This window comes from Alistipes sp. UBA6068 (assembly GCF_949428155.1).
GTDB lineage: Bacteria > Bacteroidota > Bacteroidia > Bacteroidales > Rikenellaceae > Alistipes > Alistipes muris.
In genome coordinates this window covers 15,007-38,605 of the sequence record NZ_CASQFS010000013.1, presented here as the reverse complement: position 1 = coordinate 38,605, position 23,599 = coordinate 15,007, and the positions used below count along the sequence as shown (strand labels likewise).

Annotated in this window: 25 protein-coding genes; 19 read left to right on the top strand and 6 right to left on the bottom strand. The window is 60.3% G+C overall.

All coding sequences use genetic code 11. From position 1 onward, the window contains the following. Positions 1-83: 83 nt before the first annotated feature. A complete protein-coding gene (locus QVG21_RS08175; protein WP_251214533.1) occupies positions 84-1,076 on the bottom strand; it encodes a manganese catalase family protein in 993 nt (330 codons plus the stop codon). Positions 1,077-1,359: 283 nt separating this feature from the next. On the opposite strand from QVG21_RS08175, the gene QVG21_RS08170 reads away from it, so the two are divergent. The 6 genes from QVG21_RS08170 to QVG21_RS08145 all read left to right on the top strand — a co-directional run bounded on the left by QVG21_RS08170 (position 1,360) and on the right by QVG21_RS08145 (position 5,736). Further along, positions 1,360-1,989, top strand: a complete 630-nt coding sequence (locus tag QVG21_RS08170; protein WP_287923924.1) for a hypothetical protein — start codon at positions 1,360-1,362, stop codon at positions 1,987-1,989. 7 nt (positions 1,990-1,996) lie between these two features. Further along, the gene (locus QVG21_RS08165) at positions 1,997-2,500 is read left to right on the top strand and encodes a helix-turn-helix domain-containing protein (RefSeq protein WP_287923921.1); all 504 of its coding nucleotides are present in this window, start codon (positions 1,997-1,999) and stop codon (positions 2,498-2,500) included. After that, complete coding sequence (locus QVG21_RS08160) at positions 2,463-2,915, top strand: hypothetical protein (protein ID WP_287923918.1); 453 nt, start codon at positions 2,463-2,465, stop codon at positions 2,913-2,915. Before QVG21_RS08165 ends, QVG21_RS08160 begins: the two co-directional genes overlap by 38 nt. Before the next feature lie 161 nt (positions 2,916-3,076). Next, positions 3,077-4,561 carry a proline--tRNA ligase gene (gene proS / locus QVG21_RS08155; protein WP_251214532.1) on the top strand — a complete coding sequence of 495 codons (1,485 nt, stop codon included), beginning with the start codon at positions 3,077-3,079 and terminating at the stop codon, positions 4,559-4,561. Positions 4,562-4,947: 386 nt separating this feature from the next. Then, entirely contained in the window at positions 4,948-5,529 is a 582-nt protein-coding gene (locus QVG21_RS08150; RefSeq protein ID WP_251214531.1) for an RNA polymerase sigma factor, read from the top strand. Positions 5,530-5,586: 57 nt separating this feature from the next. Next, the gene (locus QVG21_RS08145; RefSeq protein ID WP_251214530.1) at positions 5,587-5,736 is read left to right on the top strand and encodes a hypothetical protein; all 150 of its coding nucleotides are present in this window, start codon (positions 5,587-5,589) and stop codon (positions 5,734-5,736) included. Positions 5,737-5,857: 121 nt separating this feature from the next. On the opposite strand, the gene QVG21_RS08140 is transcribed toward QVG21_RS08145, so the two are convergent. Continuing rightward, the gene (locus tag QVG21_RS08140) at positions 5,858-6,448 is read right to left on the bottom strand and encodes an HdeD family acid-resistance protein (protein WP_251214529.1); all 591 of its coding nucleotides are present in this window, start codon (positions 6,446-6,448) and stop codon (positions 5,858-5,860) included. Between the two features lie 188 nt (positions 6,449-6,636). Here QVG21_RS08140 and QVG21_RS08135 point away from each other — a divergent pair, with 188 nt between their 5' ends. Next, positions 6,637-7,506: an enoyl-ACP reductase FabI gene (locus QVG21_RS08135; RefSeq protein ID WP_287923913.1), complete on the top strand. Its 870-nt coding sequence runs from the start codon at positions 6,637-6,639 to the stop codon at positions 7,504-7,506. Positions 7,507-7,557: 51 nt separating this feature from the next. Here QVG21_RS08135 and QVG21_RS08130 read toward each other — a convergent pair whose 3' ends face one another. The 3 genes from QVG21_RS08130 to QVG21_RS08120 are packed head-to-tail and all read right to left on the bottom strand — an operon-like array spanning position 7,558 to position 10,592. After that, entirely contained in the window at positions 7,558-8,781 is a 1,224-nt protein-coding gene (locus QVG21_RS08130) for a cytochrome d ubiquinol oxidase subunit II (RefSeq protein WP_287923911.1), read from the bottom strand. Positions 8,782-8,786: 5 nt separating this feature from the next. Then, positions 8,787-10,373 (bottom strand): cytochrome ubiquinol oxidase subunit I, encoded by a 1,587-nt coding sequence (locus QVG21_RS08125; RefSeq protein WP_287923908.1) that lies wholly within the window; start codon positions 10,371-10,373, stop codon positions 8,787-8,789. Positions 10,374-10,388: 15 nt separating this feature from the next. Continuing rightward, positions 10,389-10,592 (bottom strand): DUF4492 domain-containing protein, encoded by a 204-nt coding sequence (locus QVG21_RS08120; protein WP_287923939.1) that lies wholly within the window; start codon positions 10,590-10,592, stop codon positions 10,389-10,391. A gap of 118 nt (positions 10,593-10,710) precedes the next feature. On the opposite strand from QVG21_RS08120, the gene QVG21_RS08115 reads away from it, so the two are divergent. Together QVG21_RS08115 and QVG21_RS08110 are read left to right on the top strand one after the other, a co-directional pair. Then, positions 10,711-12,150 carry a Na+/H+ antiporter NhaC family protein gene (locus tag QVG21_RS08115; protein WP_287923905.1) on the top strand — a complete coding sequence of 480 codons (1,440 nt, stop codon included), beginning with the start codon at positions 10,711-10,713 and terminating at the stop codon, positions 12,148-12,150. Further along, positions 12,147-12,797, top strand: a complete 651-nt coding sequence (locus QVG21_RS08110) for an HAD family hydrolase (protein ID WP_287923904.1) — start codon at positions 12,147-12,149, stop codon at positions 12,795-12,797. Before QVG21_RS08115 ends, QVG21_RS08110 begins: the two co-directional genes overlap by 4 nt. On the opposite strand, the gene QVG21_RS08105 is transcribed toward QVG21_RS08110, so the two are convergent. Then, the gene (locus QVG21_RS08105) at positions 12,794-13,921 is read right to left on the bottom strand and encodes a sigma-54-dependent transcriptional regulator (protein ID WP_251214523.1); all 1,128 of its coding nucleotides are present in this window, start codon (positions 13,919-13,921) and stop codon (positions 12,794-12,796) included. The genes QVG21_RS08110 and QVG21_RS08105 overlap by 4 nt on opposite strands. Positions 13,922-14,228: 307 nt before the next feature. Here QVG21_RS08105 and QVG21_RS08100 point away from each other — a divergent pair, with 307 nt between their 5' ends. The 10 genes from QVG21_RS08100 (at position 14,229) to QVG21_RS08055 (ending at position 23,502) form a co-directional block, all read left to right on the top strand. Then, positions 14,229-14,912, top strand: a complete 684-nt coding sequence (locus QVG21_RS08100) for a DUF4290 domain-containing protein (RefSeq protein WP_287923899.1) — start codon at positions 14,229-14,231, stop codon at positions 14,910-14,912. A gap of 114 nt (positions 14,913-15,026) precedes the next feature. Then, positions 15,027-16,169: a peroxiredoxin family protein gene (locus QVG21_RS08095; protein ID WP_251214521.1), complete on the top strand. Its 1,143-nt coding sequence runs from the start codon at positions 15,027-15,029 to the stop codon at positions 16,167-16,169. Positions 16,170-16,172: 3 nt separating this feature from the next. Continuing rightward, complete coding sequence (locus QVG21_RS08090) at positions 16,173-16,925, top strand: UDP-2,3-diacylglucosamine diphosphatase (protein WP_251214520.1); 753 nt, start codon at positions 16,173-16,175, stop codon at positions 16,923-16,925. After that, a complete protein-coding gene (gene thyA, locus QVG21_RS08085; RefSeq protein WP_287923893.1) occupies positions 16,922-17,815 on the top strand; it encodes a thymidylate synthase in 894 nt (297 codons plus the stop codon). Before QVG21_RS08090 ends, thyA begins: the two co-directional genes overlap by 4 nt. 77 nt (positions 17,816-17,892) lie before the next feature. After that, the gene (locus QVG21_RS08080; protein ID WP_251214518.1) at positions 17,893-18,372 is read left to right on the top strand and encodes a dihydrofolate reductase; all 480 of its coding nucleotides are present in this window, start codon (positions 17,893-17,895) and stop codon (positions 18,370-18,372) included. A 177-nt stretch (positions 18,373-18,549) separates the two neighbouring features. After that, positions 18,550-19,248 (top strand): 4Fe-4S dicluster domain-containing protein, encoded by a 699-nt coding sequence (locus QVG21_RS08075; RefSeq protein WP_251214517.1) that lies wholly within the window; start codon positions 18,550-18,552, stop codon positions 19,246-19,248. Between the two features lie 8 nt (positions 19,249-19,256). Then, on the top strand, positions 19,257-20,342 hold the full coding sequence (locus QVG21_RS08070) for a heterodisulfide reductase-related iron-sulfur binding cluster (protein ID WP_287923889.1): 1,086 nt from the start codon (positions 19,257-19,259) through the stop codon (positions 20,340-20,342). Between the two features lie 28 nt (positions 20,343-20,370). Beyond that, entirely contained in the window at positions 20,371-21,375 is a 1,005-nt protein-coding gene (locus tag QVG21_RS08065) for an FAD-dependent oxidoreductase (RefSeq protein ID WP_251214515.1), read from the top strand. 4 nt (positions 21,376-21,379) lie between these two features. Then, a complete protein-coding gene (locus tag QVG21_RS08060; protein ID WP_251214514.1) occupies positions 21,380-21,715 on the top strand; it encodes a 4Fe-4S dicluster domain-containing protein in 336 nt (111 codons plus the stop codon). Between the two features lie 2 nt (positions 21,716-21,717). Further along, on the top strand, positions 21,718-23,502 hold the full coding sequence (locus QVG21_RS08055) for a (Fe-S)-binding protein (protein WP_287923885.1): 1,785 nt from the start codon (positions 21,718-21,720) through the stop codon (positions 23,500-23,502). Positions 23,503-23,599 lie beyond the last annotated feature (97 nt).

Sequence of the window (23,599 nt, the reverse complement as noted above, 5' to 3'; positions counted from 1 at the left end):
AGGCCGTCCGGTTTCCCGGACAGCCCTGCGAAACAACCCGGTGGCCTACTCCCCACCGACCGGACCGTTCCGAACCGGAGGAATCAGTCCTGCTCGACCGGACGGCGGCGGGAACGGGACGCCGTCCCCTTTTTATCGTTTTCGGCCGGGGAATATTCGCACCATTCGAGGTTGCGTTCGGGCGTCGCGCGGCGAACTTCGCGGCTGCGCTCCTTGGCGAGCTTCCGATCGTCGCTGCGCACCGAAGCCAAGGTGCGCGACGTACCCTGCGGCTCGATTCGGGTGAGGCCGTCGGTCTCGCGGACCTGCCGGCAGGGGTCCTCGACATAAATCCACTCCTCGTCGAGCCCCGTGCTGCGGCCCTCGTTCCAAGGCCCGCGCGCGTCGTCGCCGACCGAGTGGTTGGAGTAGATGTTGCTGTAGCGGGGATCGCTCTGAAGCACTCCCGGCGGGAAATTGGGCTGGATGGTGTCGAGCGCCGCCTCGAACTGCTGGAAATGGGCGACCTCGCGCGTGAGGAGGAAGTTGAGCGTTGCGAGCACATCCTTGTCGTCGGTGAACTGCATGAGATACTCGTAGACGATTTTCGCCCGCGACTCGGCGGCGATGTTGGACCGCAGGTCGACCGTCAGGTCGCTGTTGGCGTTGACGTAGGAGCCCTGCCAGGGCACGCCGTTGCTGTCGGTGAGCCGGGGCCCGCCGCCCGTAATCACCCCGAACTGGGGATTGATGGAGAAGGCCTGGTGAATGAAATCATCCTTGGAGAAATCGCCCTCGCCGAAGACGTCGTTGCGCTCGGCGGCATCCTTGAGATTGCCGTTGACACCCGCCAGAAGCATCTGGATGGTAGCGCCGACAATCTCCAAATGGCCCAACTCCTCGGTGGCGATGTCCATCAGAAGATCGTACTTGTCGGGATAGGGGTTGTGGCAGGCGAACGCCTGCACGAAATACTGCATGGCCGCTTTCAACTCGCCGTTGCCGCCGCCGAACTGCTCGAGCAGCAAGCGCGCGAACCGGGGGTCGGGCCGCGAAACCCGGGCCTTGAACTGGAGTTCCTTGGAATGGTAGAACATACGTTTGTTTTTTAGTTCGGTTTATTTCCGCCTGCAACGCCGCAGTCCGGCGGCGGAACCTGCCGGAACCCGACAGAATCATGCGCCGAAAAGACCGCGGCATACTCCGCCAAGTGCAAAAGGGCTGCCAAAAAGGATGCGGAAAAAGGCGCCCGAACGATTATTCGACTACTCTATTTATAAGCAATTCTATTGATATACTTTGTCGATTTTTTGTTGAGAATATTTGGTTTTTGCCGCAGAAGAGTGTATTTTTGCAAAAAATCAACCTGCAGGTTTATTCATGGAGTTTGCGATAATACTGACATATCCTCCGGGAACAAAAAGGTGTGCAGACAGAATATTATTCTCCGCCCGCTACAACGAAGACGAACTAAGATCGTTTGGCATAAGTAATGATAACATCGACTTCAACGACCTATATAAAGGAAATGATGAATTTAACAAAATACGCAAACTTTGGCAAGACCCGGCCTATTTGGATGATTTCTATAACGAAAACGAACATTTTTTCAACTCCGAATATTGGAACAATATAAGCAAAACCCAGTTCATTACCGACACTATCGCCTCTGCACCCCTTATTTTCGACAAACTAAAAAAAGCCACAGAAGAAAACACGCTGGAAGAATTGTTTCAGCCACTGGACAAAGAAGATGGAGAAAAGGCCGACTACACGAGCATACGAGTCAAATCGAAATACGGCGAGATACGACATCGGTTCGCATTCAGAATCTATGCCGTAAAAATCGAGGACGGCTGCTATGTCATTACGGGTGGAGCGATCAAAATAGCCAAAGACATGGGGAAAGCCCCCAATACGCGAATAGAATTAGCTAAAATAAACCAGGTCTATGCCGAAATAGGAGGCATGGACGACAAGAATTCGTTCATCGAGTTCGTTTTTGAGTGAAGCTGTTATGGGAAAACTGAAAGAAATGCTCTGGTCGAAAGCGACCGAGACGGATTCGAGTTGGACCGAAGAAAACAACTATGCGCTTGCGCATGTCGAAGAAATCCGGGCCAACACGAAAATCATCCTGCGAATCAGACAATACATGGAAGACCACGGGATGCGACAGAACGAACTGGCAGAAAAACTTTCCGTCACGCCGCAGTACATCAACAAATTGTTGCACGGCGCCGACCCCGACCTGAAAGTTTCCACGGCCGTTCGCTACAGCAACATACTGGGCATAAACCTGATAGAAATACCGGAACCCGAAGCTAATGCAAAACCGGAATTAATAGTAAAAATCATCAAGGTGGAAGAATGCCGACCGAATCCTGAAAAAGAAATTTCCGGCACACCAGCCGAAAACGGAAATTCCATTTATTATTACAATACATTAACAGCGAAAACCGCACAAGCATTGAAATGGTCTTATGGGAGAAAAACCAAACACGACAAAAGGCTCAGCTAACAGTATCGGCTATGCGCTGAAAGGAATCTCGACCGAAAAGTTTGAAGCTATATTTGAACCGTCCGGTCCGGTGGAAATCAACTTGGCCGTCTCAATCAAAAGCAATTACGACGAACAATCCATCGGTTTAAACTTAGGCATCCGTTTTCGGGAAAACGGCAACGAATTTCTGAAACTCGAAAGCACCTGCCATTTTGAAATAAGCCCCAACGATTGGATCAGCATGTCCGACCCGGAAACCGGAAATGTCACCTTGCCGAAAAATTTTCTGAACCATTTGGCATCAATAGCCATCGGAACAGCGCGCGGCATTCTGCACTCCAAAACGGAAAACACGCCTTACAACAAATTCTTTCTACCATTGATCGACGTTGCCGAATTGGGCGGCAAAGATTTGGTTGTCAAAAAAGAATAAGGATTCTCCGAAATTCATTGAACGTGAATAATGCGCCCGAACAAATTGTTCGGGCGCATTATTTTCAAGGACCTCAGGGAAAAGAGGAAGCAACCTTATAAATTGTGAATAAAAATCACTAATTTTGTGCTTTGAAAAAAGCTAAAACGCAAATCAGCACTATGGCAAAGGAACTCAAGGACCTGACCAAATCGGACGAGAACTACTCGCAATGGTACAACGACCTGGTGGTCAAGGCGGGGCTGGCCGAAAACTCGGCCGTACGCGGCTGCATGGTAATCAAACCCTACGGCTATGCCATCTGGGAAAAGATGCACGACGCTCTGGACCGGATGTTCAAGGAAACGGGCCATCAGAACGCCTACTTCCCGCTGTTCATCCCCAAGTCGTTCTTCTCCAAGGAAGCGCACCACGTGGAGGGATTTGCCAAAGAATGCGCCGTAGTGACCCACTACCGGCTCAAGAACGACCCCGAAGGCAAGGGAGTGGTGGTCGACCCGGACGCCAAGTTGGAAGAGGAGCTGATCGTACGTCCGACGTCGGAGACGATCATCTGGAACACCTATAAGAACTGGATTCAGTCGTACCGCGACCTGCCGATTCTGTGCAACCAGTGGGCCAACGTGGTCCGCTGGGAAATGCGCACGCGCCTGTTCCTGCGCACGGCCGAATTCCTGTGGCAGGAGGGCCACACGGCCCATGCGACGCGCGAGGAAGCCATCGAGGAAGCCACGAAGATGATTCACGTGTACCAAAAATTCGCCGAGGAATGGATGGCCGTACCGGTGGTGGTGGGCCACAAATCGCCCAACGAGCGCTTCGCCGGAGCCGAGGACACGCTGACCATCGAAGCGCTGATGCAGGACGGCAAGGCCCTGCAAAGCGGCACGTCGCACTTCCTGGGGCAGAACTTCGCCAAGGCGTTCGACGTGCAGTACGTCAACAAGGAGGGCAAGCTGGAATACGTATGGGCTACCTCGTGGGGCGTTTCGACCCGTTTGATGGGTGCCCTTATCATGGCCCACTCGGACAACAACGGCCTGGTGCTGCCGCCGAAACTCGCGCCGATTCAGGTGGTGATGGTACCGATTTACAAGACGGCCGAGCAGCTGGCCGAAATCGTGGCCCGGTTCGAGCAAATCGCCGCCGAACTGCGGGCCAAAGGCATCAGCGTGAAAATCGACGACCGCGACAACGTACGCCCGGGCTTCAAGTTCGCGGAGTACGAGCTCAAGGGCGTACCCGTCCGCTTAGCGATGGGCGGCCGCGACATGGAGAACGGCACGGTGGAACTCGTGCGCCGCGACACGCTGGAAAAGGAGACCCTTTCGCAGGAGGGGCTGGCCGGACATATCGAAACCCTGATGACCGACATCCAGCACAACATTTTCCGCAAGGCGCTCGACTACCGCAATTCGATGATTACGCGCGTCGACACGTGGGACGAGTTCAAGCGCGTGCTCGACGAAAAGGGCGGCTTCATATCGGCCCACTGGGACGGCACGGTCGAAACCGAAGTGGCCATCAAGGAGGCCACGAAAGCCACGATCCGCTGCATTCCGGTCGACGCCGAAGAGGAAGAGGGCGTCTGCGTCTTCTCGGGCAAACCGTCGCACCGCCGCGTCCTGTTCGCCCGGAGCTACTAAAGATTTCGGGAAACCGTTTGTCCATGCGCGCCGGAATTGTTCCGGCGCGTTTTTCATGGCGGACAGCCGCACATTTCACCGGCGAAAACGGTCGGTTGACCGGAAAACGGAGGGCAGACAAAACGCCGGAAAAACCTGGCCGGAAAGGCCGTCACGGCACGAAATTTGCACTTCCGCACGACGCAAAAAAGAGCCCGGACGGGTTCGGACGGAGTGGAAGCCGGTTTGGTATTTCGGGAAAAAGTGCTTACCTTGCCGAAGCAAGGCCGCTCCGGAAGACCGGAACCGAAGGCCGGAGCCGCTGGCTCGAATTCGCAACAACGCAAAAAAAACGGATCGCCTATCGAGAAAATTCTACTCTTTGCAACCAAATTGAGGAGAAGAGTATGAACGTACAGTCGAATGACCGGGTATTGCTCAGCCGATACCTTTCGGGGGACCGGAGCGCCATTTCGCAACTCATCGAACGCCACAGCCGCCGCGTGCGCGACTACATACGGATGCTGGTCAAGGACCGCGACGTGGCGGAAGACATCTTTCAGGAGACATTCATCAAAGCGGTGCGCGTCATCGACGAAGGCCGCTACTGCGACAACGGAAAATTCCTTTCGTGGATACTCCGCATAGCCCACAACCAGGTAATCGACCACTTCCGGGCCCGGCGCCAGGACAAATCGGTGACCGAAGCCGAAGCGGGCTACGACCTGCTGGGCTCGCTGCGCCTGGCCGAGAAGACGGTCGAAGACGAAATCGTGAGCCGCCAAATCGAAAGCGACGTGCGGATGCTGATCGAGATGCTGCCGCCCGAACAGCGCGAAGTGGTGATGATGCGCTACTTCGGCGGGCAGAGCTTCAAGGAAATCGCCGAGCAGACAGGCGTGAGCATCAACACCGCGCTGGGACGGATGCGCTATGCGCTCATCAACCTGCGGCGCATGATCAAGGAAAAAAATCTGGTTCTGTGCTGAGTTCTGCACAATATTCGCCGTAGACACTGCGTTATCCATATAAAAAGAGACTTGCCTATGGAGGATATTGACAAAAACGAAGTTTCCGACAGTGCCAACTCCGAAGACGACGAACTGATGCTCAAGGAAGTGATTCGCGACGAAGCCGACCTCTACTACCTGCACCACTATCTCTCGGACGTGCTGCGGCCTGCGGACGATTTTTAACGAGGTTAGTTATTCAATTAGTTTTTGATGGGGAGAGGAACCGGACGTGTCCGGTTCCTCTCGTTTTTGCACGAAAAAACCGGGGAGCGAACTCCCCGGTTTATCATTCGGCGTACGCTTCTCAGCAGTCGCCCTTCGCCAGACAGCGGTGGGCGGTCCGCAGCTGGAACGAGAGCGCCATGGCCGAAACGCCTGCGAAAAGCAGCGCGACCCCGAGCCATACGACCACGAACGCCGTGCCGAAGACCAGCGGCTGGAAAAGCATCCACAGGGCGCACAGCAGCAACAGAACCCCGCCGACGATGGTCCAACCGGCGCCCGAGATGCCCATGGCCCGCATGTCGCCGCCCAGACCGATGGTGCTGAAACCACGGAACAGGAGCCAGAACCCGAGCACGATAGGCAGCGTGACGGCCGAAAGGGCGACATTGAACACCAGAATCAGACCCAGAATAATCTGGATGACACCCCCGGCCAACATCCAGCCGCGGCCCGTGACGAAATGGTCGCTCGAAGCCGAGAGCACGACCTCCAGGATACCTGCGGCGAGGATGACCCAACCGAAAAGCACCGCCATGCTTACGTAACTCTGAGCGGGATAGACGAACACGAGGATTCCGAGCACGAAAAGCGCGATGCCGATGAGCAGCATCAGCCACCAGTAACGCACGGCCTGCTTCGACCGCTCGATAAGGTAAGTTACATTTTTCATCGTAAAACTTGTTAAATTAAAGCTGTCTGCTCTCCGACAATTCGCGTGCCGGAGCGGACGCAGGCCGAATCGATCCGGACCCTGCCGAAGCGGAAAAGCCTGCACGGAATTAAACCGATAAAAACGGCCGGAAAGGAGCGATTGAAAAAATTTTGTTACTTTTGTCCGGAATTTTAACCTTGTACAACATGGCATCTCAATTACTCAAAGGAAAGAAAGGTCTGATTTTCGGAGCGCTCAACGAGCAGTCCATCGCCTGGAAAGTGGCGGAGCGGGCAGTAGAGGAAGGCGCCGAAATCGTCCTCACGAATACGGCCATATCCATCCGCATGGGCACCATCGGCGAGCTGGCCAAAAAATGCAACACGATAGTGGTTCCGGCCGACGCGACGAGCGTGGAAGACCTGGAGAACCTCATCGACAAGACGATGGAGCACTTCGGCGGCCGCTTCGACTTCATGCTCCACTCCATCGGCATGTCGCCCAACGTCCGCAAGGGCCGCACCTACGACGACCTGGACTACGACTATCTGTCGAAAACGCTCGACATCTCGGCCGTTTCGTTCCACAAGGCCATCCAGGTAGCGCGCAAGAAGGACGCCATCAACGAATGGGGCTCGATCGTGGCGCTGTCGTACATCGCCGCCCAGCGCACGCTCTACGGCTACAACGACATGGCCGACGCCAAGGCGCTGCTGGAATCCATAGCCCGGAGTTTCGGCTACATCTACGGCCGTGAGAAGCACGTGCGCATCAACACCGTCTCGCAGTCGCCCACGCCGACCACGGCGGGCAACGGCGTGCTGGGGCTGGGCGACCTGATGTCGTTCGCCGAAAACATGTCGCCGCTGGGCAACGCCACGGCCGAAGACTGCGCCAACTACGTGCTGACGCTCTTCTCGGACTTCACGCGCAAGGTGACGATGCAGAACCTCTTCCACGACGGCGGATTCTCGTCGATGGGCATGTCGCGCCGCGCGATGAAGACCTACGAAAAGGGCATGCGCTTCGACGACGTGCACCAGAACCAATATCCGTTCGGCGAGACGAAAGAATAAGTCCGGACGGACGGAAACGAATGCGGGGCCTCGGATGAGGCCCCGCATTTTTCAATATTGGTGTCCGTCGCCGTGCAGTTCGCCATGCAGCTCGCCGCGTGTGAGCGGCCTGCGGCTGACGGCCCGCCACGCATACCATATATAAGCCAGCACGAACGGAACCAGCAGCGAAACATACGCCATCACCCGCAGCGTGAAAAGGCTCGACGACGAGTTGCGGATCGTCAGCGACGACTGCATGTCGGCCAGCGAGGGGTAATAAGCCGTGTGATTCCACCCGGCACAAAGCAGCAGCGCCAAAACGGCGAGCACCGTTCCGGCACCGCCGTACCAAATCGCCTTGCGGCTGCCGCGCCAGCCCGCATAAACGCTCCACAACACCAACCCCACGCCGACCGCGAGCCCGACAGCCAGAAAAGGCATCTGAGAAAAATTGTGCAGATATTTATAAGGTTCGGCCGTAATCAGCCCGGCCGGGTTCTCCGTGTAACCCGTGGCGAAAAGCAGATGCACCAGCCACGCCACGAAGAAAGGCACGAATCCGCACCCGCAAAACAACATCCGCCTGCGGGCCCGGCAGAAAACGGGTTCGTCGCCGACACTGTTCATCAGATACTGACAGCCGAGCGTCATGGCGAGCAGAACGACAGCGACGCCCAGCACCGGGTTCCACACGACAGCCAGCGCATCGAGCCCATACCACGGGGTGGTCCATTGCGAAATGACGGTGCTGCCGTTGGTGCCGGGGTCGGCCAGATTAAGCCGGTCGACGGTGAACGGGGCCCCGGTGAAAAGGGTCGAAAGGGCCGTGCCCAGCAAGAACGGGCCCAAGATGCCGTTGACCAGCAAAAACGCATCGAACGTTTTTGCGCCCAGCACGTTGGCAGGCTTGCGGCGATATTCGTAAGCCACGGCCTGCACCACAAAACAGAACAGAACCGCCATCCACACGTAGAACGCCCCGCCGAACGAAGTCGAATAGAAAAGCGGGAACGACGCGAAGAATGCGCCGCCGAAGACGACCAGCGTCGTGAAAGTCAGCTCCCACTTGCGCCCCAGCGCATTGACCGCCAACGAACGCTCCTCGTCGGTCCGGCCGATGCTGTACAACAGCGCCTGCCCGCCCTGCACGAAAAGCAGAAAAACGAGCAAAGCTCCCAAAAGCGAAATCAAGAACCACCAGTAGTGCTGCAAGAAAGCGAACGCTTCCGAAGAGCCGCCCCCCTCCGGGCCATGCCCGAGCGAAAAAACCTGCGTGAAGATGAACGTATCCATAAGTATCAGAGTTTCTGGGGTTCGGAATTTCCGGCCGCATCGGGACCGATTTTAATCTGCCGCAGGAGAATGCTCACCTCGGCGGCGAAAAGCGCCGTAAAAAGAGCGAGAAAAAGGAAGAACGTGACGCTGACCGAAGCGCCGGGAATCTTCGAGGCGGCGACCCCCACGGGCATCAGGTCCTGAATGGCCCACGGCTGGCGCCCCGCCTCGGTCACCACCCACCCCGCCTGCGAAGCGAGATAGGCCAGCGGAATCATCCACACACACGTCCGCAGCAGCCACCGCCGTGACGCAAGCCGGTTGCGGCGGTTGAGCCACCACACGACGCCCAGCACCACGATAAAGAGGACTCCGGCGCCGACCATGACGCGGAACGAATAGAAAAGCAGCGGCACGTTGGGCACCAGCTGCGCGGGCGTCTCCAGATAACCGTAACCCAAATAGGCGAAATATTCGCTCAGGAACTCCTCTCCCTCGGAGGTCGCCGGGTCGAACTTACGCCCCACGGCGGCCATCGTCCGGCGGTCGCCCGCTTCCGAAGCCGCCCGGTAACGGGCCAGCTCTGCGACCGCCACCCGGCCGCGGGCCATCTTCTCGGCGGCCGACAAAATCCCCTGCTTCGGATTGCCCGCCAACAGGTCGCCGATACCCGGCACATAGGCCTGCGCATCGCGGAAACTCATGACCGACAACAATTTGGGAACGCCTAACCCGAAATAGAAAGGATCGTCGGCCGTGCGGCTGCCTGCGGGCCGGAGCACCCCGACGACCGTGAGCGGCGCCCCGGCCTGACCGTTGTAGAGCGCCTCCAAAGCGGCCAGCTTCATGGGCTGGACGCGGGCGACGAGCGCCCCCGAACGGTCGCCCGTAAAGGCGGTGACGAGCGCAAAGACGAATCCGAACACCGACGCCACGCCGATGCTCTGCCGGGCCATCCGCTCCTCGCGGCGGCGCAGGAGATACCACGCGCTGACGCCGACGACGAACAGCGCGGCGAGCATGAACGACGAAGCGACGGTATGGAAAAACTTGTTGACGGCGACGGGCGAAAAGGCGACCTCCCAGAAAGAGGTCATTTCGTTGCGCACGGTCCCCAAGTTGAACGTACACCCGACGGGATACTGCATCCAGGCGTTGGCCACCAGAATCCACCAGGCCGAAAGGCTGGCGCCGACGGCCGTGAGCCACGTAGCGGTGAGGTGGACCCTACGGCTCACCTTGTCCCACCCGAAGAACATGACGGCAATGAAGGTGGTTTCGAGGAAGAACGCCATGATGCCCTCGATGGCGAGCGGCGCGCCGAAAATATCGCCGACGAAGTAGGAATAGTTGGACCAGTTGGTGCCGAACTCGAATTCGAGGATGAGCCCCGTGGCCACGCCGATGGCGAAATTGACCCCGAACAGCCGCATCCAGAAACGGGCGGTCCGCCGCCAGAACTCGTCGCCGGTGCGCACCCAGCAACTCTCCATGATGGCGACCAGCACGCTCAGCCCGAGCGTGAGCGGCACGAAAAGCCAATGATAGACGGCCGTCAGAGCGAACTGCGCCCGCGACCAGTCGACGGTCTGCAAATAATCGGAAACCATATTCGATTCAGGATTTCAAATTCCGGTGAGCTGCTCCAGCACGCAGGCCGCCTGCTGGGGCGCGCTTTTCCCGGCGAGCAAATCGGGGAAGAAGAAAAGCCGGAGCACGGCGAACATGACGAAGAGCTTGACCAGGACAATGGCCCACAAGGTCCGGCCGAGGGTCATCGCCCGGAACCCGTCGACATAGAAGAACACCACCCGTCTGAGAAACGCCATCATCGGCCGCACGCATTTGCCGCACGCTCCGCAAAAATCGCCGCAAACCGCCCGCCGTATTCCGCCGTTGCACTTTATTTTGTATTTTTGCCCCCGGTCAGGTTATCCGGTCAGAAAAATGCAACACGAAACAACGAAAACACCGTCGCCGTGGGTGGCGGTCATCCCGCTGGCGGTACTCACGCTGCTGCTCTACGTAGTGATCCGCTGCTTCGGCGGCGGCGCCATCGACGGAGGCAGCCAGATCGCCCTGCTGTCGGCCGCCTCGGTCTGCGTGATGCTCTCGATAGGCATCTACCGCTGCCGCTGGGCGGTGCTCGAAGAAGCCGTCATCGACAACATCCGCGCTTCGGCGTCGGCCATCATCATCCTGCTGCTCATCGGCGCCATAGCAGGGTCGTGGATGGTCAGCGGCGTAGTCCCGACGATGATATGCTACGGTCTGAAAATCCTGCATCCGTCGTTCTTCCTGGTAGCCACTTCGGTCATCTGCGCCGGAGTGTCGCTGATGACCGGAAGTTCGTGGACGACCATCGCCACCATCGGCGTGGCACTGATGGGCATCGGCCGGGCGATGGGATTCCCCGAAGGCTGGGTGGCCGGAGCCATCATCTCGGGCGCCTACTTCGGCGACAAGCTGTCGCTGCTCTCCGACACCACGGTGCTGGCCTCCTCGACCGTCGGGGTCGACGTCTTCGCCCACATCCGCTACATGCTGCGCACCACCGTGCCGTCGATGCTCCTTGCGCTGGCTGTCTTCACCGTAGCGGGCCTCACGCTCGACCACGAAACCGGCACCCACGCACAACTCTACGCCGAGACGCTGCGCGCCTCGTTCCGCATCACGCCGTGGCTGCTGCTGGTGCCGCTGGCGACAGGCCTGCTTATCGCGCGCAAGCTCCCGGCAATCGTCACCCTCTTCGCCGCCACGGTATTCGCCTGCATCGCCATGCTTGCCGCACAGCCCGGGCTGGTGGCCGAAGTGGCGGGGGTCGAAAAACTCGGATTCCTCTCGGGATTCAAGGGGGTGCTGATGACCTGCTTCGGCCCGACGGCCATCGAAACGGGCAACCTCCAGCTCGACGAACTGATCGCCACACGCGGCATGGCCGGCATGCTCAACACCGTGTGGCTGATTATCTGCGCCATGTGCTTCGGCGGCGTGATGACGGGCAGCGGCATGCTGCGGTCGCTGACCGGAATCTTCCTGCGGCTGGTGCGCCGCAGGTTTCCGGCCGTGGCCTCGACCGTGGGTGCGGGCATCTTCTTCAACCTCTGCACGGCCGACCAATACATTTCCATCATTCTTTCGGGACGCCTTTTCCGCGAGCTGTACGCCGAACGGGGGCTCGATGCGCGCCTGCTCAGCCGCTCGGTCGAGGATTCGGCCACGGTCTGCTCGGTACTCGTGCCGTGGAATTCGTGCGGCATGACGCAGGCCACGGTGCTGGGTGTATCGACCTTCGTCTACATGCCCTACTGCATCTTCAACATAGTCAGTCCGCTGATGTCGCTCGCGGCAGCGGCCGTGGACGGACGCATCCGCAGAAAACGATGAAGACCGAACTGGCGATTTTCGACCTCGACGGCACGCTGCTCGACACCATCGGCGACCTGGCCGTGGCGTGCAACGCCTCGCTGGCGCTGCGCGGACTGCCGCAGCACTCCTACGACGAATATTGCGGCTTCGTGGGCAACGGCATCATGCGGCTGGTGGAACGGGCCCTGCCCGAACCGCTGCGCTCGCCCGAGAACGTGGCGCTGATGCGGGCTGACTTCGTGCGCTACTACACCGAACATATCGACACCTACACCAAGCCCTACCCCGGCATCCCCGAACTGCTCTCCGAGCTGGTGCGCCGGGGCGTGCGGCTGGCCGTGGCTTCCAACAAGTTTCAGGCAGGCACCGAAAAGCTCGTCCGGCTTTTCTTCCCGCAAATACCGTTCGATCCGGTTTTCGGGCAGCGCGCAGGGGTGGCGCTGAAGCCCGACCCGGCGGTGGTGGAAGAGATATTGGCCCGCACGGGCATCGCGCGCGAACGGACCCTCTACATAGGCGATTCGGGCATCGACATAGAAACGGCCAAGGCCGCAGGAGTGCGGTCAGCCGGCGTCGCGTGGGGATTCCGCACCCGCGCCGAACTCGAACAGGCAGGCGCGGACCACATCGTCGACCGGGCCGAAGAACTGCTCGGAATACTCTAACAATAGTTCTTGACGTCGTCGGCCGTAATCTTCTCCTCGCTGAGGATGAGCAGCCGCTCGATGACGTTGCGCAGCTCGCGGATATTGCCCGTCCACGGCTTGGCTTGCAGGGCGGCCAGCGCTTCGGGGTCGATTTTCTTGGGCGGGAGGTTGTATTCGGCCGAAATGACGCGGATGAAATGGCCGACCAGCTCGGGGATGTCGCCCGCGCGGTCGCGCAAGGCAGGCACCCGCACGACCACGACGCCGATGCGGTGGTAGAGGTCCTCGCGGAAATTGCCCTTGTCGATCTCCTCGCGCAGGTTCTTGTTGGTGGCGGCGATGACCCGCACGTCGACATCGATGTCCTTGTCGCTGCCGACGCGGCTTATCTTGCTTTCCTGCAACGCCCGCAGCACCTTGGCCTGCGCGGCGAGCGACATGTCGCCGATTTCGTCCATGAAAAGCGTGCCGCCGTCGGCCTGCTCGAACTTGCCCTTACGCTGTTTGATGGCCGAGGTGAAGGCCCCCCGCTCGTGGCCGAAAAGCTCGCTTTCGATAAGCTCAGAGGGGATGGCGGCACAGTTGACCTCGACGAACGGAGCGGCCGAACGGGGGCTTTTGGCATGCAGCCAACGGGCCACCAGTTCCTTGCCGGTACCGTTCTCGCCGGTAATCAGCACGCGCGCGTCGCAGGGCGCAACCTTGTCGATGAGCTGCCGCACCTGCCCGATACGTTCCGAAGTGCCGATAATCTCCTCGGCGTGCATGGCATGGGCCCGGCGCGCGCGGCGCGCAGGAGCGGCGGCGGGTTCGGGCGCCGGGTCGTCGATGGTGCGGTGAATCGACCGCAGCAGCCGGTTCATGTCGACGGGCTTGGTAAGGTAATCGCGGGCTCCGCTGCGCACCGCCTCGACCGCCGAATCAATGGACGCCTCGGCCGAGAGGACGATGAACGGAACGCCCGTATCGGGGACCTTGCAGCCCGTGTCGGAGAGAATGACGTCGAACGGAATCTTACGGCACATCTCCGACGCTGCGGCTTCGTCCTCGACCGCCTCGGTCGAGAAACCCTCGTATTCGAGCCGCTCGCGCAGCGTGTTTCGCATACTTTTTGAACGGTCGAGAATTAAAACCTTTGCCATAATTGTTTTTTCTGAAATTTTACCTACTTTTGTCGGAGCCGAACCCTGCCGCCACGGCAGCAGAAACCGCTTCGCGGAAGCAGCGGGCGGCATCGCAGCGGCCCCGGCCGCAACGGGTCCGCAAAGGCCCCGAAACCCGGCTTCCGACCCAAAGGTAGGGCTTTCCGCCGCGTAAAACCAATTTCCGGGCCCGGTCCGGCGGCCGGATTCCGGCCCGCAGAAACAGCCCGAATCGCACCACTGCAAACGACCTGCCGGACCTCGCGGCCGACCGCACGAAACAGCCGCCGCGACCACAACGACAACCATGAAAAAGAACTACAATTACACACGCCGCAAGCTGTATCTGCCCGAATACGGGCGCCACATCCAGGAGATGATCGATTCGCTGTCGCTCATCGAGGACCGCCGCGAACGCAACCGCCAGGCACGCGCCGTCATCGCCGTCATGGGCAACTTGTTCCCCCTGCTGCGCGACACGGCCGACTACACCCACAAGCTCTGGGACCACATGTTCATCATGTCTGATTTCCAGCTCGATGTCGATTCGCCCTACCCGCGTCCCTCGCGGCAGGAGCTCACCGCGGCGCCCCACCGGATGCCCTACGCCCAGAGCCGTCTGAGCCATAAGCACTACGGCAAGTACGTGGGCCAGATGCTCCGCAAACTGGGCGAGGCGAACAACCCCGGCGCCGTGGCACGGACGGTCGGCAACCTGGCTTGCTACATGCGTGCCAAGAGCTACGAATACAACCAGGAGCACCCCAACAACGAAATCATCATAAAGGACATCAGGCAAATGTCCGCAGGTGCCGTGCAGATCGACGAAACGGCCTTGAATAATCTCCGAAGCGACTACAAACAGCACTTTTCGGCGCGTCCGCAGAAAGGCGGACAGCAGCGTCAACAGCGCATGCAGCGCGGCCGCAACCAGCAGCACGGCAGCCGCAATTTCCAGAAAAACGGCCAGCGGCGCAATTCGCAGAAATAAAACTTGCGCCATTATTGGATTATCCCTATATTTGTAGATAGAAGACAGACGCCGCCCCGACTACGCTCCGGCCCGTTCTGTCGTTGAACCCCGACCATGCGAAAACTCAGCAACATGAACAGACTTACGCTCGGCGCCCTGCTCGCCGCAGCCCTCCTGGCCACCGGATGCCGCTCGACGAAGGCGACCCTCGCAGGCCGTTTCGCGGGCAGCGAAGCCCGCAGCGTCTATCTCGAACAGGTCACCCCGCTGGCGCAGACGATCATCGATTCGGCCGCCCTGGGTCCCGACGGCGGCTACAAGTTCCGGCTCAAGGACGTGGCCGCCACGCCGTCGCTCTACAACCTCGTGTGCAACGGCGAGCGGATTCCGCTGCTGATTGCCGGGGGCGACCGCCTGACGGTGAACGCCGTGGGCAGCGTCGTCCGCAACTACACGGTCGACGGCTCCGAAGAGACGGAACTGCTCCGGCAGTTCTACCAACCCTACGTCGCCGGAGCGCAGAAGCTCGACGCCATCGCCGCGCAGTTCGCCCGGCAGGACCTGGCGGAAGCGCAGCGCAAGGCACTGGGCAAGGAATACACGGCCGAATATTTCCGCATCCGCCGCGAACAGCTCCGCTTCATCATCGAAAACAAGGCTTCGCTGGCCGCCGTCTACGCCCTGTATCAGCGGCTGCCCGGCGACACCTACCTTTTCAACGGCGACAGCGACGTGGTCTACTTCCGCACCGTGGCCGAAGCCATCGAAGAACGCTACCCCGAATCGCCCTACCTGCAGCCCCTGCTGGGCGAAATCGCCCGCATGGACGCCCGCATCAGCCTGACCTCCAAGGTCTCGGAAATGGGCTATCCCGACCTGGAGCTGCACGACATCTACGGCCGTAAAATCCGGCTCTCGTCGCTCGCGGGCAAGGTGGTTCTGATCGACTTCTGGTCGGCCGAAGCGGGCAACAGCAACACCCTCAACGCCGAACTGAAAGAGACCTACCGCAAATATGCCGACGCCCCCACCTCGTTCGAGGTCTACCAGGTGTCGCTCGACACCTCGAAAGCCGCGTGGATTACAGCCGTGCAGGAACAGCGTCTGCCGTGGATTTCGGTGAGCGACCTGCGCGGACGCGCTTCGGCGGCCGTGGGTCTCTACAACATCAGCAAGCTGCCCGCCAACTTCCTCATCGACAAGAACGGCACGCTCGTGGCCAAGGACATCTACGGCAAGAGTCTGGAACGCAAACTCGACGAGCTGACCCGATAAGCCATGCCCGTCTACTTCGCATCCGACGTCCACCTCGGAGGTGGCGACCCGGCGGCGGCCCGCGCCGTCGAACGGAAGTTCCTCGCGTGGCTCGACCTCGCGGGCAAAGATGCCGAAGCGATTCTCCTCGTAGGCGACATTTTCGATTTCTGGTTCGAGTACCGCCGGGTCATCCCGACAGGCTATGCCCGCGTGCTGGGCAAGCTGGCCGAGCTGACCGACCGGGGCGTGCGCGTGGTGCTGTTCACGGGCAACCACGACATGTGGACGGGCGACTGTCTCGCCCGCGAATGCGGCGTGGAGGTCTGCACCTCGCCGCAGGTCATGACGCTCTGCGGCCGCCGGATTTTCATCGCCCACGGCGACAACATGCAGATAGACGGACAGCCGCTGCTCAAACTGCTGAACCGCGTCTTCCGGTCGCGGGCCCTGCGCTGGCTCTTTTCGTGGGGCGTGCATCCCGACTGGGCGGTGTGTTTCGGCCGCTGGTGGAGCGGACGCTCGCGCAAATCGCACCACGCCGAGGGAGCCCCCACCGCCGCCATGACCGAGCCGCTGATCGAATATGCCCGCAACTATGCAGCTACCCACCCCGAGCCGCCCATAGACCATTTCGTATTCGGCCATCTGCATTTCGCCCGCGACTACCGCGAAGCGGGGCTCCACACGGTCCATCTGGGCTGCTGGGAAGAGACCCCTGCCTACGCCGTGCTCGACGACACGGGCGAACTGACCCTCAAACGATTCGACCGATGAAACAATATCTCGACCTCCTGCGCCGCATCCGAACCGAAGGTGTCATCCGCGGCGACCGCACGGGCACGGGCACGAAAAGCGTGTTCGGCCATCAGATGCGGTTCGACCTGAGCGAGGGATTCCCGTTGCTGACGACCAAGAAAGTCTTTCTGAAAGGGGTTATCCACGAACTGCTGTGGTTCCTGCGCGGCGACACGAACGTCCGCTGCTTGGTCGAAAACGGCGTACATATCTGGGACAACGACGCCTACCGCTATTACGGCGAGCTGTGCGCGGCACGGGGAATCCGCCCGCTGGACCGCGATACGTTTCTCGCATCGGCAGGCGCCGAATCGCCCATAGAGGGCTATCGCTATGGCGACCTCAACCACGTCTATGGCTACCAATGGCGTTCGTGGCCGCGGCCCGACGGCAGCACCATCGACCAGATTGCGCAGGCCGCGGAACTGATTCGGAAGAACCCCGAATCGCGGCGCATCATCGTCTCGGCATGGAACGTCGCTGAAGTCGAAGAAATGGCCCTGCCGCCGTGCCACGTGCTGTTCCAATTCTACGTAGCCGAGGGACGTCTCTCGTGCCAGCTCTACCAGCGAAGCGCCGACACGTTCCTCGGAGTACCGTTCAACATCGCGTCCTATGCGCTGCTCACGCAGATGATGGCGCAGGTGTGCGGACTGCGGCCCGGCGAATTCATCCACACGTTGGGCGACACGCACCTCTACCTCAACCACATGGAGCAGGTCGACGAGCAGCTCTCCCGCGCTCCGCGGCCCCTGCCCGTCATGCGGCTCAACCCCGATGTGAAGTCCGTCTTCGATTTCCGCTACAACGATTTCACACTCTCCGGCTACGACCCCTGGCCCGCCATCAAGGCACCGATGTCATTCTGACCGCACAACGTACAAGGCAGAACGTCATTGCGAGGGGGGGGGCGATGGACCGGAAACAATCAAATCGCAGAAAACCTATGATTTCAATAATAGTTGCCGTAGCGTCGAACGGAGTAATCGGCGACAAGAACACGCTGCTGTGGCACATCCGCGAAGACCTGCAGCACTTCAAGGCGCTGACGACGGGCCATCCGGTGGTCATGGGACGCAAAACCTACGAATCGCTGGGCCGCCCGCTGCCCAACCGCCGCAACATAGTCGTCTCGCGGCAGGAGATAGCAATCGCAGGCTGCGAAGTCGTGCACTCGCTGACCGAAGCGCTGGCGCTTTTCGCCGCCGAAGAAGAAGTCTTCATTATCGGCGGCGCGCAGATTTACGCCGAAGCGCTCCCCTTGGCCGACCGCTTCTACCTCACCCGCGTCGAACATCCCTACGAGGGCGACACCCGTTTCCCCGAATGGGACTCGGCGCAGTGGCGGCTCGTCGCGTCGGAAGCCTTTCCGCACGGCGAGACCTATCCCCACCCGTTCGTCTTCGAGACCTACGAACGGCGATAGACGCCCCATTAAATCGTTTTAGCAAGGTTGCTAAAACGTTTCAACAGCCCGGGGCTGCATATCTGTACATGCCATATCGACCCGTCCAATCGGTCCGGCGACCCGAAATTAGGTATTTATACCACCTCGCAGGCGGCCGATAATGAGTACCTTTGCCGAGCAAAGGATACTGCGAACATGGCAAAATATTTCGACATGCTGATGGAAGACGTGCGGTTCCGCGAGGGGCTCAACTCCTGCATGAACTGCGGCGTCTGCACGGGTGTCTGCCCGGCGGCGGAGTTCTACAACTACGACCCGCGGCAGATCGTCAGCATCGTACAGACCCGCGACGAAGAAGCCATCGAACGTCTTCTGAAAGGCGACACCATCTGGTACTGCGGCGAGTGCATGTCGTGCCGCCCCCGCTGCCCGCGCGGCAACACGCCGGGCTATGTGATCCAGGCCCTGCGCACGCTGTCGCAGAAACTGGGATTCTTCGCCGAAAGCGAAAAGGGACGCCAGCAGCTGGCCCTCAAGCGCATCATCGGGGACAACATCCTGCGCACGGGCTACTGCATCGTACCGCGGCTGGTCAAACCCGACCTGCACCCCGAACAAGGCACCGTCTGGAAGTGGATTTTCGACCACGACAAGGATATTTTCCCCCAATTCACCCCGGTCTACATGCGTCACGGAGCCGGGGCCCTGCGGCGCCTGGACGAAGAGTCGCTCGGCGAAATCGACCGCATTTTCGAGGTGAGCGGCGGCAAGGCCATGTTCGAGAGCATCGAACGGCACTCCGACCGCAAGGCCCGCGAACTGGGCTACGAGGAGGGCGCCGACCAACGATACATGATGGACGTCTTTCTGAACAACAGCAACGAACATTACTGACCGACGCCATGAAACGCAACAGCTGGAAAGAATACCAGAAACAGATAGCCGACGACCGCTACTACTACGCGCGCAGCTGCATCCGCCAGAACTTTTTCCCGGGCAGCGAAAAGGCGTTCATCGACATCCTGCAGAACGACCTTGGCCGCGACCTGCTGGACGACCCCAAGCACTCGTCGTGCACGGGCATCGGCTACCACTCGGACATCGTGCCGCTCGAAACGATTATGACCGTCGTGGCGCGTCAGTTCGCCCTGATGACCGAAGCGGGCTACGAGAATTTCGTGGCCTCGTGCATCACCTCGTTCGGCGTCTACTCCGAGATTCTCGCCACGTGGGAGGAGTTCCCCGAGACGGAGGAGAGGACGCGCGAGAATCTGCTGAAAGCCACGGGCCGCGAATTCCGCAAGCCGGCCAGCCTGGCCCACACCTCGGACGTGATGTTCCACTTCCGCGAGGAAATCGCCCGCAAAGCCAAGCACAAGCTGGTGAACGCCCTCACGGGCGAACCGCTGCACGTGGTCGAGCACATCGGCTGCCACTACGCCAAGATTTTCCCGAAATCGGGCATCGGCGGATCGGAATTCCCCTACGTGCTGGCCGGCATGATCGAATCGTGGGGCGGCCAGTGCGTCGACTATCCCGAACGGCGCCACTGCTGCGGCTTCGGATTCCGCAACTACCTGGTGCAGGCCAACCGCGGCTATTCGATTGCCAACTCGCACAAGAAGCTGGAAAGCATGGCCCCCTACAAACCCGATTTCATCGTGGCCAACTGCCCGGGCTGCGCCATGTTCCTCGACAAATGGCAGTACGCCATCGCCGAAATGGAGGGGACGACCTACGGCGAGAACGGCCACGGCATCCCGGTGCTGACCTACGAGGAGATGGCCGGGCTGGTGCTGGGCTACGACCCGTGGGCCCTGGGCATGCAGATGCACCAGGTCGACGTGGAACCGCTCCTGGACAAGATGGGCATCGACTACGACCCTGCGGCCAAATACCTGGGCCGCAACGGCAAATACATAGGCAAACCCGCTTCGGCGGTGGTCAACGGCTGCCCGCCCGACACGCTCTACGACATGCGCGAATAGGCGGCCGCCCGAAACTGAAGAAACTCGTATGAAAAAGGTTATCATCATAGGCGGCGGTGCCGCGGGCATGCAGACGGCCCTGCGCCTTGCGGAGCGGGGCATCGAAGCGCTCATTCTCGAAAAGGAAGCCGAAGCGGGCGGCAAGCTCCGGGGCTGGCACGCGCTGTTCCCCACGTTCACTCCGGCGGAAGAGGTACTCACGGAGCTGCGCCGCCGCATCGAGGAGAAAAAAATCGAGATACGCACCCGTTCCGAAGTCCGCAGTCTCACGCCCAAAAGCGTGACCCTCGCCGACGGCCAGCGGCTCGACTGCGACGCCGTGGTGCTCGCGTCGGGCTTCACGCTGTTCGACGCCGCCATCAAGGAAGAATACGGCTACGGGCTCTACGACAACGTTTTTACCTCGGCCGACATCGAACGGATGCTCAACGAGGGCCGTGTGGCACGTGCCGACGGCTCGGCTCCGCAGCGCATCGCCCTGCTGCACTGCGTGGGTTCGCGCGACGAAAAGGTATGCCAGCAACATTGCTCGCGCGTCTGCTGCATCACAGGCGTGAAGCAGGCCATGGAACTCAAGCAACGTTTCCCCGAAGCCGACATCTTCAACTTCTACATGGACATCCGCATGTTCGGACCGGGCTACGAGGAGATGTACCGCGAAGCTCAGCAGAAATGCAACGTCCATTTCGTCCGCGGCCGCATATCGGAAGCGGCGCCGACGCTCGACGGCCGCATCCAGATCAAGGCCGAAGACACCCTCACGGGACGCCCTCTGCGCATGAGCGTCGACATGCTGATTCTGCTGGTCGGAATGCGGGCCAACGACGACAGCGCCGCCCTGGCCGAAAGCGCCGGACTGCAACGCTCCCCGAGCGGATTCATGGCCCCGCGCGACCACTTCCTGCACAACGTCGAAAGCAACGTCGAAGGCATTTTCTACGCCGGGACCGTCACGGCGCCCAAGAACATCGGCGAGACGCTCAACGAAGCCATCGCAGCGGCCGACGCCGCGGCGGACTATCTGAACGAGTAAAGGCATGGCATCCATCAACTTCGGATATACGATTTCCAAGCCCCGGGCCATCGACGTCGACCGCAACAACCTGCGCCGGAGCGACGAAATCCTGCACGAAATGCCCGAACTGCAAACCTGCATCGGATGCGGGAGCTGCACGGCGGTCTGCACGGCCGGCAATCTGACGGAATTCAACTTCCGCAGGGTCCACACCCTCGTGCGCCGCGGCGAATACCAGGGCGCCTACGAGGAGATGAACAAGTGCATGCTGTGCGGCAAATGCCGGCTCGTCTGCCCGCGGGGCATCAACACGCGCGGGGTGGTCATGCTTATCAAACACAAATTGGGAGACCTCTGACCATGAAGTTCTACGCACCGTTCTGCCTGCCGTTCATCATCGGCGCCACGGCCATGTTCGCCATCGTGCTGGGCAAGTGGCTCGTATGGCTCCTGCGGCTGCCCCGCGCCGACAAGATGCTGATTCTGCGCGGCCTGCCCTCGCGCGCGACCTTCGGAGCCGTCGGCGAAGTCTTCTGCGAATCGCTGCTGCACCGCCGCATTTTCCGGGTCAACCCCGTGCTGGGCTACATGCACATGTCGCTGGCTTTCGGGTGGTTCCTGCTTATCTCGGTCGGCTGGATCGAGACGGTCGCCCACTTGGGATTCCGCTATGTCCCGCTGCAAGGACACGTCTTTTTCAAGTACTTCGCAACGAGCCTCGAACACAAGCCGTTCTTCGACTTCGCGATGGACCTGCTGCTGCTTTTCGTCCTTTCGGGCGTGGCGCTGGCATGGGGCAAGCGACTGCGGTCCAAGGCGCTGGGCATGCGCCGCACGACCAAACACGTCCTCGGCGACCGCATCGCCCTGTCGGCCCTGTGGTTTATCTTCCCGGCGCGTCTGCTGGCCGAAAGCGCCACCTGCGCCCTCTACGGCGGGGGGGGGTTCCTCACCGGGACCCTCGGCGAATGGATGCACGACCGCATCGGAATGCTCGCGCTGATGAACCTCGAAAGCGCCGCATGGTGGTTCTACTCCTCCTGCCTGGGGCTTTTCTTCGTGGCGCTGCCGTTCTCGCGCTACATGCACATCTTCACGGAAATACCGCTTATCTTCCTGCGCCGCTACCGGCTTCGTTCCGGCGAAAAGGCGACTTCGTACGACCGTTTCCAGCTCGAAGCCTGCTCGCGCTGCGGCATCTGCATCGACCCCTGCCAGCTTCAGAGCGTGCTGGGCGTCGACAACGTGCAGTCGGTCTATTTCCTGCGCGACCGCCGCTACAAGATGCTCCGGCCCGAAATCGCCGACAACTGCCTGATGTGCGGCCGCTGTGCGACGAAATGTCCGGTCGGCATCGACCTCAACACTCTGCGGCTAAACTCGCGCGACAGGCTCCGCAACCTGCCCGACAAACGCCGCTACGCCTATCTGAAAGAGACCGACCGCTCGCAGGGTTCGGGCAAGGTGGGCTATTTCGCAGGCTGCATGACCCTACTGACGCCCCGCATCTTGCAGGCCATGGAGCAGGTTTTCACGGCGGCGGGCGAACAGGTGTGGTGGGCCGACCGCAACGGCGGCGTCTGCTGCGGCCGTCCGCTCAAGCTCTCGGGCGAAACCGATGCGGCCCGCAAGATGATGCGCTACAACACCGAGCTGTTCCGTAAACACGGCATCACAACGCTGGTCACCTCGTGCCCCATCTGTCTGAAAGTTTTCCGCGAAGACTACGCGCTGGAAGGCATCGAAGTGCTCCACCACTCCGAATATATCTTGCGCCTGCTGCGCACCGAGCGTCTCCGGCTCAGCCACGGCGACACACGCTACACCTACCACGACCCCTGCGAACTGGGACGCGGAAGCGGCATCTACGACCAGCCGCGCGCCGTCATCGAAGCGATGGGCCAACTGCTGGAACCGGCCGAGACGCGCGAGAACGCCCTATGCTGCGGCTCCTCGGTCGCCAACACGGCCATTTCGGACGGACAGCAGGCAGCCATCGCCCGTTCGGTAGCCGCGGAACTGGAAGCCACCGGAGCCGAAACCATCGTCACAGCCTGCCCGCTCTGCAAAAAAGCCATTGCGCGCGGCGCCACCAAAGAGGTGCACGACCTGGCCGAAATCGTCGCGGCCCATATCCGGCGATAATTTTTTTCGGTGCGTTAACTCCCTGCACGGCAACCCGGTAGAGGAAAAGCGCATGAACGGATGCGATTTTTATTTTGCAAACACCGTTTTTTGTATT